Genomic DNA, 13,637 nt, shown 5'->3' on the forward strand with positions numbered 1-13,637 from the left:
ACAATAAGGAAAATCAGGCCCGGGCGCCCTGGCTGTCACGCTCAACCACAGGCGCAGATGCAACAGTGGCTTCCAGGCTGCGGCCACGGGTTTCCGGCAGGCACAGCGCCGCGATCACCGCCACGCCGTAGGCGATCCCGGCGTCGATGCCAATGGCCGAGCCCAAGGACATGGAATCGCTCATGTGGCCGACCAGGAACGGGAACACCGCCGAGAGCACCCGGCCGAAGTTGTAGCAGAACCCCACGCCGGCGCCGCGCACATCCGCCGGGTACAATTCGTTGAAAAACGCCCCGAGGCTCGCCGGAATACCGGCCGCGAAGAAGCCAAGCGGGAACCCCAGGAACAGCATCTGGGTGTTGGTCAACGGCAGGAACACATAGCACTGCACGGTGACCACACAGCACAGCGCGAACAACACGATGTTTTTCCGACGACCAATGCGATCGATCAACAAGCCACTGACCACGCAGCCGCACCAGAAGGCGAAGATGATCACCGCCAGATAGCCGCCGGAGTTGAGCACCGACAGGTTGCGTTCGGTCTTGAGGAAAGTCGGCAGCCAGGTCATCACGGCGTGGTAACCGCCGTGCGCACCCAGCCCCAGCAAGCCGCCAAACAAGGTCACACGGATCAACTCGGGACGAAAGATGCCGGCCAGGGATTTGAAGAAACTCTGGGGAATGACGTTGTCTTTTTTCAGGCGCTGGAAACTGTCGGGCTCTTCAACGTTGCGCCGCACCCAGATGATCAGGAACGACGGCAGCAGGCCCACGACGAACATCACCCGCCAGGCCATGTCCTGCGGCACGAGGGAGTAGATCAGCGTGAAGACGCCGACCGCCAGCCCCCAACCCACCGCCCAAGCGCTTTGTACGGTGCCCATGACCTTGCCGCGGTATTTTGGGTTGATGGTCTCGGCCATCAATACCGCACCGGCGGCCCACTCTCCGCCGATCCCGAAGCCCTGCAGCGCCTTGACGATCAACAACGAGTGGAAGCCGGTGACGAACGCCGACAGGAAGGTGAAGAACGAAAACCACAAGATCATCCATTGCAACGTGCGCACCCGACCGTAGCGGTCCGATAGCGTCCCGCCGACCCAACCGCCCAGGGCCGAAGTGACCAGGGTCACGCCGCTGACCAACCCGGCATCGCCCTTGGTCAGGGCGAACGCGGCGATCAGCGCCGGTATCGCCAGGCCGAACATCTGTACTTCCAAGGCGTCGAGCGACCATCCGCCGAAACAGGCCCAAAACGTTTTGCGCTCCCGCGCAGTGACTTGGCGATACCAACTGAACATGCTTCTTATCCTTATAAGTGGAACGAAAGGCAGCCGAGAGCGAACCGCGCCGCTACAGGGCCAGTCATGGCAAACAAAACGATAAAGACAGCGGCGACCGATGCGCCGCTGAACGCACTAGCCGGGCAGGGTCAGCGGATTTCCACGCTGTAGCGGAAATGCTCGGCGTGCCCGCGCGAGCGTCGCCATTCCAGCGGATTACCGGCGTAGTCACGTGCCAGGCGTTCGATCACCACCACAGGGCTGTTGACCGGCACCTGCAGCAATCTTGCGTGCACCTCATTCACCGATTCGGCGGTAAGGGTTTCTTCGGCATAGGCGACGACCTGGCCACAGGTTTCTTCGTAGATGGGATAGAGCAGCGGGCCCTGTTGACTCAGGTCGATCTCGAGCAAGGGTTGGAAGCGGCTACGGGGCAGCCAGATTTCCTCGGCGAGCACCGGTTTCACCTCCAGCAGACGCACCCGCACAATGCGGATGACCGGTGCATCCACCGGCAGCCCCAACGCCTGGGCCACCGCCGAAGGCGCGGCCACCGGCTCCACGGACAGGATGCGGCTCTCGGGAACCCGACGTTCGCCCGATGCACTTTGAAAGCGGAAAAAACGGAACAGCGACGACTGGAACTGCGGTCGACGAATGAAAGTACCGCGCCCTTGCTGACGCTCCAGGATGCCCTCGCTGACCAGCGCATCGACAGCCTTGCGCACAGTACCGGTGGACAATTGATACTCCGCCGACAACGCAGCCTCAGTCGGGATCGCCTCCCCCGGGCGCCAGCGATTATTGGCGATCTGCTCGGCCAATTGGTCGCGCAAACGTTGATAGAGCGGCAGACGGACATCGCTGGAGAGAGCTTTCATCGACCTTATTCACCTTGTTATCTAGTCATATATATGAATATGGACGCGAGTATTTGCCCAAGTAGATGGATTGTCAAGAATGCGCGGGCTAGCTGGCTGACAAATGGCCAGCACTCTGCTCTACCCGTCACGGTGGCGAGTGGTAGTCAGGTTGGGTGGGGATTAATTACCGACATTGGGTCGACGTCAGGGCTCAGGTCGAAACACGCTGACGCCGACTCTCGGGTGTTGAAGATCGATTATTGTTCCGGCAGTGAAGCAAGGCCTGTTTTATCGGCGCAAGCAATCGGATTTCATTCGATCATCGGCACCTTGGCTGCCCGTTGATAAGGCCCATACTCGACCGGCACCCACTGGAAGTGCCCGCCCACTGCACTGATATGCCCCATGCCTGGAAACGGCAGATGTGCTGCCGCCACCCAGGTCTTGGCGGTAGCTGCCTCGTTGAACACCTTGGCCCGGCTCTTGATCGCCCGTTTATTGTCGACATCGAAACGAATCGATACCTCGGGATGCTCGAACTGCACCGCCAGGTTATGCACCAGGTCGCCCATGAACAGGATGCTCTGGCCTTGGGAGGTAAAGCGGTACGTGGTGCTACCCGGCGTGTGCCCTGGCTCCAGCGCGGCATCGACACCGGGCAGCGGTGACTGGCCGCCGGCGAAGGTCTTGAAGCGGCCGGCTGCCACATAAGGCGCGGTGGAATCCTGAGCGATCTTGAAGAACTCCCGGGCACCGGCGGGTGCCTTGGCCATCGCCTGGGGATCGAGCCAGTAATCGGCTTCTGCCTTCGCCGCATAGACCGTAGCGTTGGCGAACAGCGGTTGCTGCTTGTCGTCGACCAGCCCGCACACGTGATCCAGATGCAAATGAGTAAGCAGGATGGCATCGACCTGCTCCGGACGATAACCGGCGGCCTGCATGTTCGCCGAGAGCATTCCAGCCGTGGCGCCGATGCACTGACCGGCACCGGTGTCCACCAGGATCAGTTGCTGACCGGTATTGACCAGAAAAGCATTGAACGCGGTCTGCACTCCCGGTGTTTCAATCGAGCGACGGGCGAGCAAGGCGCGGATCTGGCTTTGGCTCAGGCCTTCGAGCAGCTTGGGCGACAGATCGTTGTAGCCGTCGAACAGCGCCGTCACTTCGTAGTCGCCCACCGCCAGGCGGTAATAACCGGGAACTTGAGTGGCCTGCAGCGGCGCCTGGGCCAGGGCGTCCAACGATGTCAGCGCCAATGCCAGGCCCGCTCCGCGCAGTGCGCACACCAGAGAATGCTTCATACCTTCACCTTGATCGAGTCGGAAGAACGGCCACCCATACGCCAGCCGGAGAAGGTCATCATGCACTCGCCTCACAGCGCAAAAATTGCAGCCATGTGCTGAATGAGTGCGCGCTCGGCGCCGCACCCGAACGCAATTAACAACGTTTAACTCGCATGCCCGCGCTCCGCGTCCAAGAATGAAGCCCTCTGCTCAGACCTGTTTTCTCAAGCGGGAAGCTGCCAGCCCACCGTGCGGTGCGCCGGGCATTTCCCACTGACACGGAATCTTAGTCATGGCTCATCCATCGCACACCACCGTCAAGGCGCCCATCAATCCAACGCGCAAATCCTCTACTGGTGGCTTGTCTCCCTGGCGCGAAAGCCTGGTCAAGAAAATGATTCTCGACGGCCTGAGCGACACCCTGGAAATCGCTGAACTGGCCAAGGCCTGCGCCCTGTCCCGCAGTCATTTTTCCCGAGCCTTCAAGTGCAGCACCGGTCAGTCCCCTCAGGCCTGGATCCGTAGTCAGCGCATCGCCCGGGCCAAACAACTGATCCGAGAGACCGACCTGACCCTGACGCAAATCAGCCTGGAATGCGGGTTCTGCGATCAGGCGCACTTTTGCCACATCTTCACCCACAGCGAAGGCATCAATCCATTTGCCTGGCGTTGCCGGCAATTGCGTGCTCAACCCTACACACCTGGCTGTGCGTAGCCCCCTTCGCCCGCCCATCTCACACGGAAACGAAGCATGTTGCCTGCACCACAATACTCAACCGCTACCTTGAAACCGTTCTGGCTGCTCGCCGTGCTCACAGGCAGCACCGCGTCGGCGATGGCGGCAGAACCCGCACAAAGCGCACCTGGCTTTCTGGACGGGGCAAGGCTTGAAATCCTCAGCCGCAACTTCTACCTCAACAATGACTATCGCACCCAAGCCCCAGCTGGCAAAAGCTACAAACAGGAATGGGCCCAAGGCTTCATCGCTTCGTTCGAGTCCGGCTTCACTCCCGGTACGATCGGCGTAGGCATCGATGCCCACGCATTCCTGGGTCTGAAACTGGACGGCGGCAAGGGACACTCCGGAACGGGATTATTGCCCTTGGATGAGGATGGGCGAAGCGAAGATCAGTATTCCAGCGCGGGTGGCGCGCTGAAATTCAACACCTCTCGCACCACCCTGGCGGTCGGCGAAATGACCGTGGAAAGTCCGGTATTCGACACCGCAGACAAGCGCCTGCAACCGGAATACGCCAGCGGCCTGCTGCTCTCCAGCCGCGAGTTCGAAGGGGTGAACCTGCAAGCGGGTCACTTCAGCGCGTTCAAGAATCAGGACGCCTCGACCAGCAAGGGCGATTTTTCCGGCTATGGGGCAACGACGCGCCACGGCGCCATCGATTTCATCGGCGCCGACTTGCTCACCGGCCAAGCCCTCGGCGGTGCGCTCTATGCCTCCGAACTGAGCGATACCTGGCGCCAGTACTACGCCAACCTGCACACCACGCTTGGCGAGCTGTTCCTCGACGGCAACCTCTACCACACCCGCGACTATGGCAAAGCCGTCGCCGGGGCTATCGACACCACCGCCTATAGCCTGAGCGGCAAATACCGGCTCAATGCCCAGGCGTTCACCCTGGCCTATCAGAAAATCAACGGCGACACGCCCTTCGATTTCGTCGGCGGCGACTCCATCTACCTGGCCAACTCGATCAAATATGCCGACTTCAACGGCCCCGGCGAGCGCTCATGGCAAGCGCGCTACGACCTTGACCTGGGCACCTTGGGCATCCCCGGCCTGCGCTTCATGGCCCGCTATGTGACTGGACGCGGGATCGATGGCAGCCATGCCCCCCAAGGCGGTGCCTACAACCCGTTCGATAGCGACACCGACGACTACCGTCCACAACAGGGGGACGGCGGACGCCATTGGGAGCGCGACCTGGACCTGCACTACATCGTGCAGTCAGGCCCGGCCAAGGACCTGTCGTTGCAACTGTCCCATGTCACCCATCGCGCCAACAGCAGCCAGGGCGGCGATGACATCGACCGGCTGTATATCGTCATTGAGTACCCGCTCAAGCTGGGGCCGTTCTGACGTTAGCGCTGTGGAAGAACTGCTGTAGTGCGGCGGCGTCCTGTTGCCTTCCAATGGTGCTTTCTGACAATTGATATCCCTGGAATCGCAAAAAAAAACTAATCAAAGCTGCCAGCCGAAAGCCGTCCGACCTCAGGCCGTGCGAACAGATACCCCTGCATCAGTTCAACCCCCATGCCTGATAGCGTCGAGCTTTCCGCACGGGTCTCGACACCTTCGGCGATAACCAGAATCCCCAGGCGCCTGGCGACCAGGATGATGCCTTCAACGATCGCTTGCTTGACGGGGTCTTGATCGATAGTGCGGGTCAACGCCATATCAATCTTCAGCACCTGGGGCTGGAACATGGCCAGCAGGTTAAGGCCCGAATAGCCAGAACCGAAATCGTCAATGGCGGTCGTGAAGCCTTGACGCTCATACTCCGCGAAAATGGCTTTGAGATGATCCGGGTCGTCCACCCTTTCGCCTTCGGTGACTTCGAACATGAGCCTGTCCGGCGGGAAATTTGTCAGGCGCGCAGCTTCCAGGGTGGCCCGGATACAGGTCTCGGGCCGGTACACCGCGTTGGGCAGAAAGTTAATGCTCAGCAAGCAATCGGGGATGTCCAGAATGCCCAATCTTGCCGCTTCTTCGATGGCCTTCACGCGACATGCCTGATCGAATCGGTAGCGGTTGCCGTCGTTCACCAACCCCAGAATGTAGCCTGCCGACTCGCCATTGACGCCCCTGACCAACGCCTCATAGGCAAACACCGCGCGCGTTCGGACATTGAAGATCGGCTGGAAGGCCATGGTGAAATCAAATCCCAGCGCCTCATGGTTACGGCACTCGGCGCAACCGAGTGATTGGAACGCAGAGCCTTTCATCGTGATCAGTCTTCCGTGGTGGTAATGGCATGTCTTTGCCGCTGCACAGAAGTGTAGCCATCCTCACTGAATGAACATGGGCCTATTGGAAAGGCAGACCCTGCCCCCTGAAGACTTTGCCCCGCTCTTACCGATCAAGCGCCCAGCGGCGGCACTGCAACTTCTTCGAGGGGCCTCTTTTATGGAACTGGCGAGCGGCTGGAATGGCGGTCATGGGCCTCTCGTTGCCAGGCTCGTGCCAACAAATCGACAACAACTTCATCCGAGGTCTGCGAAAAGTCCTCATACCAATAGCCAATTGAAACCATCCAGTCAGGCATAAGCGGGCAAATCACCTCATTCACTTCGCTGCGCAGTGCCTCCACCGTTTCAAGCGGACCAACCGGCACGGCGACGACGATGCGCGAAGGGGCTTGCATTCGCACCGCGTGGATCGCCGCCATCATCGAAGCCCGGTCGCCAGGCCATCGTCGATCAGGATCACCACTCGGTCCTTGAGCTGCATAGATGGACGAGTGCCCCGATACGCCTGCTCACGCCGCGACAGCTCCTGGGTCTCCCGCGCGACAACGGCGTCAAAACTGGCTTGATCGATCGAATGAGCACGAAGCGCATCGTCATTCAGGATTTGTATGCCGCCGCCGGCAATGGCGCCCATGGCAAATTCAGGCCTGGACGGCACGCCCAGCTTGCGTACCAGCATCAGGTCCAGATCGACCCGCAGGGCAGTGGCCACCTCGTAAGCCACCGGAACTCCACCGCGAGGCAAGGCCAGGATGATCACCTCAGGCCTCTGAGCGTATTTGAGCAAATGTTCCACCAGCCCTTGTCCTGCGGCGCATCGGTTCTTCAAGACCGTTTGCAATGAGGGACTCTGAGTCATTGGAAAGCCTCCCCAGGCGATGGTGCCTGTCGTTTCGTTGCGAACACATCCTCAGGTTCCCCTGCCCCCCTTTATCTCAAGAGTCTTGGAGGAGCGTGCCTGCTGCGCTTGCAATTGCAGCGCACTTGAACTGTGCCTGCCCATTGGCCTGACGGGCGGTAAAGTCGAGCGTAAGCGCTCAAGCGGTTTGATCGGAATCAAGCGCGGGCCAATCGACGGACGGATACCCAGGCACTGATCCAGATCAGAATCGTTCGCCGTGGCGGGCGTAGAACAGTACCGATTACCTAGCTTTTTACCGCACCGCACGTGCACATCCGAGGGAGGATCGCACCATGCTCACTGTCAAAGACCACAACGAACGCGCCGCTGCCCTGTATGCCAGCATCAGCGGCAAGCACTGGATCCAGGCACTCAAGGACGGCCGGCATGTGCTGATCAGACCGCTTCGGGAACAGGACCGCCAGCGCGAGTACGACTTCATCATGCGCCTGTCGCCGGAGTCCCGGCACATGCGCTTCCTGGCCCAGATCAACGAACCAGGCGCGGCACTGCTCGATCAGTTGATGGAAGTCGACTGCAAGACGCGCATGGCCTACATCGCCCTGGTCCATGACAACGGCGAGTTGATCGAGATCGGGGTCAGCCGCTATTGCGTGACCCAGGAACACGAATGCGAGTGCGCGGTGACGGTCGCCGACCCCTGGCAGCATCTGGGGCTGGGAACGCTGTTGATGGAACATCTGATCGACGCCGCGCGTAAAAACGACTTGCGCCAGATGTACTCCGTCGACGCCGCCAGTAATGCCCCGATGCGGGACCTGGCCCACAGCCTGGGTTTTGAAACCCACAGCGATCCCGACGACCCCCGCCAGGTCATTCACCGCCTCTACATCTAGCTAACCGGTACGCTGGCGCGAGGCCTTGGTACGGCTTCGCGCCAGTGTTGATCCCATCATGCTTGCGGCTTGATCGCCAATACGCTGCAAGGCGCCCGTTGCAGCAGGAGTTCGGCGGTGGTGCCCAGGCGCCTGTCCAAGCCACGATGCGCCGTGGTACCCATGACGATGACATCAACCTGGTGATCGGCGGCGAACGTGCAAATGCTGTTCAGCGGCGCCCCCTCGATGAAGTGGCGCTGCTGTGGCGAGACGCCATGCCGCTCGGCCAGGGACTCGAACACCTCATGCTGCGCCTGGCCCAATGTTTCGTAGAGCCCGGTGGCGAGAGGGAGCGCACCAATGCCCATATCTGCGGCGTAGACGGCCGTCCAATCGAAGGCGTGCAGCAACTCGACCTGGGCGTTGCATTGTTCAGCCAGTTTGACGGCGGCGTCGACGATCCGGTCGTTGAACACCAGGTCCTGCTCTTCGCTGCGCAGCACGTCGACAATCGCCAGGACCCGCCGAGGCCGGGGGTGACGGGAGTCCGTGACCAGATGCACCGGCACGGGACAGTCACGCAGCAAACGCCAGTCCAGGGGCGTGAAGAAAACCCGTTTCATCGCCGGTTCCGGCTGCGCATCCTTGATGATCAAGGCCATCGGTATCTCCTTGACGTATTGCTGCAAGGCTTGAAAGGCATCCTTGCTCCAAACTACCTCACAGGTCACCTCGACGCCGTGCCGGCGCGCCAGTTCGGCCTGTTGCCAGAGCCAATGTCGATGGGTTTCCAGGTAGCCCTCACGCGCTAGCCTGACCTGCTCCGGGGCGAAAAGGCCGGCCACCGAGAGCAGCTCCAGGTAGTCGATCGCCACAATGTGCAGGGGCAGGTCCAGCGCCAGGGCCAACTCGGTGGCGCGGTCGAACGCCGGCGTACGGATCATGGCGTCAGGGGCCAATAGCAACAAACGTTGAGTCTGGGACATGGAACACCTCGGCACGTGGCGACAGCCACTTAAAGGATTGAGGGTTCCAGAATGGACGCCTGCCAGGGACAGGACTTGATCTTCATCAAACGACCATCATTCAGGCTGACAAACAGGGGAGCAACAGCCCCGCCCACATCGCCAGCACCTGGCCGGGGATCACATACCCGGCGAAACTTCGCCCACCACTGATCCAGGGGCCAGAGCCGGTTGCGCTCATGACCTGAGGCGGCTGTTCATACTCAAACATAGCGCGATTGACTCGCCGCCGCGGCCTTCGATGCAACGCTTTGAAGTGTGTTTGATGCAAATCAAGTTACCAGGCGCCGTAGCGCTCATGATCAATGACAGACACCACGCCGCGCGAACACTCGCCCGGTGCCAACAGGTCCTTGCCCGGGAGGTTTGTCATGTCTACGCAATCACGCTTGATGCTGGTCGTCTCGCCACTGATGGAACACAGCCCGGCGTTCGACCGGGCGGCCGCGCTGGCCAAGGCCGAAGGCGCCGCGCTGCATATTGTCGCGTTTGACTACCTCGAAGGCCTGGCCACGGCCGGCCTGGTCAACGAGCAAGCACTGGAGCAGATGCGCCTGGGCTACATTGAGCGCCATCGGCACTGGCTGGAGGAACAGGCCAGGCCGCTGCGCAAACTCGGTATCGAGGTCACGACAGAAGTAACGTGGGTCGAGCGCCCCTTGCAGGAGATCCTGGTCCACCTCAAGGAAGCGCCCATGGATGCGCTGATCAAGTCGGTGGATCCTGAGTCCTGGTTTTCCCGATTGATGTTCACACCGCTGGACGTGCATCTGCTGCGCGAATGCGAAGTTCCCCTGCACTTCGTCAACAAGGTCGTCCACGCTCGTCCGCGCAAGATCCTGGCGGCCATCGATCCGTTTCATCAGGACGGGCGCTACGAAGGCCTCAATGACCGGATCCTGAGCGAAGCCAACAAGCTGGCCACCAGTTGCGACGCGACGCTGGAAGTCATCTACGCCTATGACCTCTCGTCCATTACCGCCGCCGAATACGGTTATGGCAACGGCTCGCTGTTCTTCTCCTCGACCCTGGCCCGCCAGCTCTACGAATCCCAGGGCGCGGCCTTCGATGCACTGGCCGAACGCAACGGCATCGCCCCGGACCAACGGCGCATGATCATGGGAGACCCGGCCAAGGTGTTGGCCAGCTACGCCGCGTCCCATGACATTGATGTCATTGTCATGGGGCGCGTGCGCTACGGCAGCTTGGACAAGCTGATCGGCAGCACCGTGGAAGGCCTGCTGTACAAGATGCCCTGCAGCGTGTGGGTGGTCGCACCGCAGCAGGTCGGCTGAGGGCGTGATCGGCAATGACTGACCCACGGGCATGGGACTCCTTGCTCGATGAGACGCTCGGGCACCACGTTCGCCGAGGCTTGGCACGCGTTGCCTGCGCAAGGATTCGACTGCGCTTGTCCGAGCCCTTGCCTGCCGCACCCGCATCGGGAACAAGCCTGTAGCCCCCAGTGCTCAAATGCATTGTCGGCTATCCTCCCGGTACATGCCCGAATCGCTCGGCCTCAATCACTTTTTGCCTGAGAAGCGCCATGAACATCGACTGGCTCAACTTCACGCCATGGTCCGCCCTTGCAGGCGGCATGCTGATCGGCCTGGCGGCCAGTCTGTTCGTCGTCGCCAATGGGCGCATCGCGGGCGTCAGCGGCTTGATTGGCAGCCTCCTGCAACGGGGTGGCGAGGGCATCAGTGAGAAAGCGCTGTTTCTCCTTGGCCTGCTGGTCGCGCCACTTTTATGGGGGGTGTTTGCCAGCCTTCCACCGATCGAATTCCAGAGCGGCGTGTTGGGTCTCATCCTCGCGGGCCTGTTGGTCGGCGTCGGCACCCGCTACGGTTCAGGCTGCACGAGTGGTCATGGCGTGTGCGGCCTATCGCGGCTTTCGCCGCGCTCCATGGTAGCCACCGCCTGCTTCATGTTCAGCGGCTTCGTCACAGTGTTTGTCCTGCGTCACTTGCTGGGGGGCTGAACATGCTCAAACTCACGGCGTTCATGGCCGGCCTGCTGTTCGGTTTCGGCCTGCTCCTGGCGGGCATGACCAACCCGAGAAAGGTATTGGCGTTCCTGGACTTGGCCGGTGCCTGGGACCCTTCCCTGGCCCTGGTGATGATCGGCGCGATTGGCACCGCCATTGTCCCGCTGACCTGGGCACGCCAGCGCAGCCACTCGTTGCTGGGAAGTCCCATGCAATTACCGGCCAAGCGTGAACTGGACCGACGCCTGATCGGCGGCGGCCTGCTGTTCGGCATCGGCTGGGGCATCGCCGGCATCTGCCCAGGCCCCGCCGTGGCCATGCTGCTGACCGGTCACTGGCAAGCCATCGTATTCGCCTTGGCCATGCTGGCCGGCATGATGCTGTTCACGGTATTGGAAAACCGACGGGGCCACTGAGGCAAAATCGTTGATAGGTGCTAAAAGCGACAAATCTCCAAGGTCGCGCACAATCCGCCTTCGGCCCGATTCTCCAGCCGGATCTGACCACCCAGGCGCTCGGCGATAGTGCGTACGATCGTCAGCCCCAACCCGGCCCCCTGATCGTTGCCACGGCTGTAGAACCGCTCGAAGAGCCGCTCACGCTCGGCCTCGTCGATACCCGGCCCCTGGTCTTCGACTGACAGCTCGTAGTGGTCGCCCTTCCTGGCCAGCCGTACGGTGATCGTGCCGTTGGCCGGAGAAAAATTGGCCGCGTTGGTCACCAGGTTGTTCAAGGCAATGTCGATGGCCACCGGGTCGATGCGAACCGGGCCGATATTCTCGCTGACATCCAGCACCGGCTCGAGTCCCTTGCTCAGCAACCAGGGAGTCAGTTGAACCAGGCTCGCACGAACCGTGGCCGGCAGGTCGATGACCGCAGGCGTCGGAACGCCTGTCTGCGGTTCAAGCCGCGCCATGGTGAGCAGTTGATTGACCAGGCGCGTGGTGCGATCGACCCCGGCGATCAGGTGTTCCAGGGACTCGCGACGGCTTTGCTCGCTCCCCGCCTCCATCAGGTTCTGCGCATGCACCCGCAGCACCGCCAAGGGCGTGCGCATCTCGTGGGCGGCGTCGGCGATGAAACGCCGTTCACGGCCCATCACCTCCTGGATCTGCGCCAATACACGGTTGAGTGCCGCCTGCATGGGCTCAAGCTCGGTAGGAAGCGGCATCATTTGCAGGGGTTCAAGTGAGCCCGGATGCCTGGCGCGCAACTTGGCCGCCATATCGACCAGGGGCTTGAGCCCCCAACCGATGGCCAGCCAGATCACCGCGGCCAGCAGCACGCTGCCGATCAGGTTGGGCACGACGGTGTGACGGACAATCCGGTCGACCAGGTCGGCACGCACGTCGTCGCGCTCACCCACCCAGATCTTCAAGCCATATTGCGCATCGTCCAGGACGAATGCCCGCCATTTACGGTTCTTCTGGTCCACGATCTCACTGAAACCGGGCGCACTCGGCGGCGAGGTAAAAGACGGCGCACTGGACGTATGCACCAGCACCGAACCTTGTGAATTCCAGACTTGAAAGGCGATCTTGCTTTCATAGGGATGGCCGTCGACTTTCGGCACCGCCTGCCCCAACGCCGAATTGAATGCCTGATACAGCTCGGCATGCTCCTTGCTCGCCATCGGCATGCGCATCACGCCCTGCAACAACCGGGCATTCTGCGCCAACTGAGCATCGTAGACCTCGGCGATTTCGTGGTTGCTGTCATGCAGGTTGAACACGGTGATGATCAACAGGCCAAGGAACAGCAGGCCGAGAATCAACGTGAGGGTGCGACGCCGGATCGAACTCATCGATGCTCCTCCACCAGGTAACCGACACCGCGAATGGTGCGTATCAGGTCGGTGGAGAACTTCTTGCGCAGGTGATGGATGTGCACTTCCAGCGTGTTGCTCTCGGCCTCCTCGTTCCAGCCGTAGAGCAGCTGCATCAGATGATCGCGGGTCATGACGCGGCCCGGCGGCGAGAGCAGTTCATGGAGCAACTGATACTCCTTGGGCGTCAGGGCCACCGGCTTGCCCTGGTAACTGACTTGCTGGGTGCCGGGGTTCAGGCTGATGCCGGCATGTTCGATCAACGCCTGGGCGCGGCCGGCGCTACGGCGCAACAAGGCCCTTAGCCGGGCCTTGAGTTCCGCCAGATCGAAGGGCTTGACCAGATAATCGTCGGCCCCGGCGTCCAACCCGGCAATACGATCCTCGGTGGCATCCCGGGCGGTAAGAATCAGCACCGGCAGGTTGGAGCCACTGTCACGCAAGCGCCGCAACACTTGCAGGCCGTCCATCCGTGGCAAACCCAGGTCGAGTACCGCCAGGTCGAAGGTTTCACTGAGCAGCGAATGCAAGGCGCTGCTGCCGTCCTGCAACCAGTCGACGGTATAGCCTTCACGACTCAGGGCCTGGTGGATGCCTTCGCCCAAGGCCACGTCATCTTCGATCAGTAATAAACGCACACCCGC

The 13,637-nt window shown here is 61.2% G+C and carries 13 protein-coding genes and 1 pseudogene; 6 read left to right on the forward strand and 8 right to left on the reverse strand.

The window, feature by feature from the left end:
- Nucleotides 1-13: 13 nt before the first annotated feature.
- From PBDP_RS16665 to PBDP_RS16675, 3 genes are all read right to left on the reverse strand, one after another.
- On the reverse strand, nt 14-1,303 hold the full coding sequence (locus tag PBDP_RS16665) for an MFS transporter (protein WP_109753058.1): 1,290 nt from the start codon (nt 1,301-1,303) through the stop codon (nt 14-16).
- A gap of 131 nt (nt 1,304-1,434) precedes the next feature.
- Nucleotides 1,435-2,166, reverse strand: coding sequence for a GntR family transcriptional regulator (locus tag PBDP_RS16670; protein WP_109753059.1), 732 nt, complete (start codon nt 2,164-2,166; stop codon nt 1,435-1,437).
- Nucleotides 2,167-2,459: 293 nt separating this feature from the next.
- Nucleotides 2,460-3,449, reverse strand: a complete 990-nt coding sequence (locus tag PBDP_RS16675; RefSeq protein ID WP_212800974.1) for an MBL fold metallo-hydrolase — start codon at nt 3,447-3,449, stop codon at nt 2,460-2,462.
- Nucleotides 3,450-3,723: 274 nt separating this feature from the next.
- Here PBDP_RS16675 and PBDP_RS16680 point away from each other — a divergent pair, with 274 nt between their 5' ends.
- A complete protein-coding gene (locus PBDP_RS16680; protein ID WP_212800975.1) occupies nt 3,724-4,146 on the forward strand; it encodes a helix-turn-helix domain-containing protein in 423 nt (140 codons plus the stop codon).
- A 36-nt stretch (nt 4,147-4,182) separates the two neighbouring features.
- Nucleotides 4,183-5,526, forward strand: a complete 1,344-nt coding sequence (locus PBDP_RS16685; protein ID WP_212800976.1) for an OprD family porin — start codon at nt 4,183-4,185, stop codon at nt 5,524-5,526.
- 98 nt (nt 5,527-5,624) lie between these two features.
- On the opposite strand, the gene PBDP_RS16690 is transcribed toward PBDP_RS16685, so the two are convergent.
- Together PBDP_RS16690 and PBDP_RS16695 are read right to left on the reverse strand one after the other, a co-directional pair.
- Nucleotides 5,625-6,392, reverse strand: a complete 768-nt coding sequence (locus PBDP_RS16690; protein ID WP_212800977.1) for an EAL domain-containing protein — start codon at nt 6,390-6,392, stop codon at nt 5,625-5,627.
- A gap of 179 nt (nt 6,393-6,571) precedes the next feature.
- Nucleotides 6,572-7,275: pseudogene (locus tag PBDP_RS16695) on the reverse strand (phosphoribosyltransferase).
- Between the two features lie 335 nt (nt 7,276-7,610).
- Here PBDP_RS16695 and PBDP_RS16700 point away from each other — a divergent pair.
- On the forward strand, nt 7,611-8,174 hold the full coding sequence (locus tag PBDP_RS16700; protein WP_176687702.1) for a GNAT family N-acetyltransferase: 564 nt from the start codon (nt 7,611-7,613) through the stop codon (nt 8,172-8,174).
- A gap of 56 nt (nt 8,175-8,230) precedes the next feature.
- On the opposite strand, the gene PBDP_RS16705 is transcribed toward PBDP_RS16700, so the two are convergent.
- Nucleotides 8,231-9,142, reverse strand: coding sequence for a universal stress protein (locus PBDP_RS16705; protein ID WP_212800978.1), 912 nt, complete (start codon nt 9,140-9,142; stop codon nt 8,231-8,233).
- A 410-nt stretch (nt 9,143-9,552) separates the two neighbouring features.
- On the opposite strand from PBDP_RS16705, the gene PBDP_RS16710 reads away from it, so the two are divergent.
- From PBDP_RS16710 to PBDP_RS16720, 3 genes are all read left to right on the forward strand, one after another.
- Nucleotides 9,553-10,476, forward strand: a complete 924-nt coding sequence (locus tag PBDP_RS16710) for a universal stress protein (RefSeq protein ID WP_163858341.1) — start codon at nt 9,553-9,555, stop codon at nt 10,474-10,476.
- A gap of 251 nt (nt 10,477-10,727) precedes the next feature.
- Nucleotides 10,728-11,162, forward strand: coding sequence for a YeeE/YedE family protein (locus PBDP_RS16715; RefSeq protein ID WP_109753067.1), 435 nt, complete (start codon nt 10,728-10,730; stop codon nt 11,160-11,162).
- A gap of 2 nt (nt 11,163-11,164) precedes the next feature.
- Nucleotides 11,165-11,584: a DUF6691 family protein gene (locus PBDP_RS16720; RefSeq protein ID WP_109753068.1), complete on the forward strand. Its 420-nt coding sequence runs from the start codon at nt 11,165-11,167 to the stop codon at nt 11,582-11,584.
- Nucleotides 11,585-11,604: 20 nt separating this feature from the next.
- Here PBDP_RS16720 and PBDP_RS16725 read toward each other — a convergent pair whose 3' ends face one another.
- Together PBDP_RS16725 and PBDP_RS16730 are read right to left on the reverse strand one after the other, a co-directional pair.
- Nucleotides 11,605-12,972, reverse strand: a complete 1,368-nt coding sequence (locus tag PBDP_RS16725) for a sensor histidine kinase (protein WP_116832602.1) — start codon at nt 12,970-12,972, stop codon at nt 11,605-11,607.
- On the reverse strand, nt 12,969-13,631 hold the full coding sequence (locus PBDP_RS16730; protein WP_109753070.1) for a response regulator: 663 nt from the start codon (nt 13,629-13,631) through the stop codon (nt 12,969-12,971). Before PBDP_RS16730 ends, PBDP_RS16725 begins: the two co-directional genes overlap by 4 nt.
- Between the last annotated feature and the right edge of the window lie 6 nt (nt 13,632-13,637).

It is taken from the genome of Pseudomonas sp. St290 (assembly GCF_018325805.1).
Taxonomy (GTDB): domain Bacteria; phylum Pseudomonadota; class Gammaproteobacteria; order Pseudomonadales; family Pseudomonadaceae; genus Aquipseudomonas; species Aquipseudomonas bijieensis.

Coding starts and splice junctions, on each gene's coding strand:
- PBDP_RS16665 (WP_109753058.1), bottom strand. CDS start 1,303: ATGTTCAGTTGGTATCGCCAAGTCACTGCGCGGGAGCGCAAAACGTTT.
- PBDP_RS16670 (WP_109753059.1), bottom strand. CDS start 2,166: ATGAAAGCTCTCTCCAGCGATGTCCGTCTGCCGCTCTATCAACGTTTG.
- PBDP_RS16675 (WP_212800974.1), bottom strand. CDS start 3,449: ATGAAGCATTCTCTGGTGTGCGCACTGCGCGGAGCGGGCCTGGCATTG.
- PBDP_RS16680 (WP_212800975.1), top strand. CDS start 3,724: ATGGCTCATCCATCGCACACCACCGTCAAGGCGCCCATCAATCCAACG.
- PBDP_RS16685 (WP_212800976.1), top strand. CDS start 4,183: ATGTTGCCTGCACCACAATACTCAACCGCTACCTTGAAACCGTTCTGG.
- PBDP_RS16690 (WP_212800977.1), bottom strand. CDS start 6,392: ATGAAAGGCTCTGCGTTCCAATCACTCGGTTGCGCCGAGTGCCGTAAC.
- PBDP_RS16700 (WP_176687702.1), top strand. CDS start 7,611: ATGCTCACTGTCAAAGACCACAACGAACGCGCCGCTGCCCTGTATGCC.
- PBDP_RS16705 (WP_212800978.1), bottom strand. CDS start 9,142: ATGTCCCAGACTCAACGTTTGTTGCTATTGGCCCCTGACGCCATGATC.
- PBDP_RS16710 (WP_163858341.1), top strand. CDS start 9,553: ATGTCTACGCAATCACGCTTGATGCTGGTCGTCTCGCCACTGATGGAA.
- PBDP_RS16715 (WP_109753067.1), top strand. CDS start 10,728: ATGAACATCGACTGGCTCAACTTCACGCCATGGTCCGCCCTTGCAGGC.
- PBDP_RS16720 (WP_109753068.1), top strand. CDS start 11,165: ATGCTCAAACTCACGGCGTTCATGGCCGGCCTGCTGTTCGGTTTCGGC.
- PBDP_RS16725 (WP_116832602.1), bottom strand. CDS start 12,972: ATGAGTTCGATCCGGCGTCGCACCCTCACGTTGATTCTCGGCCTGCTG.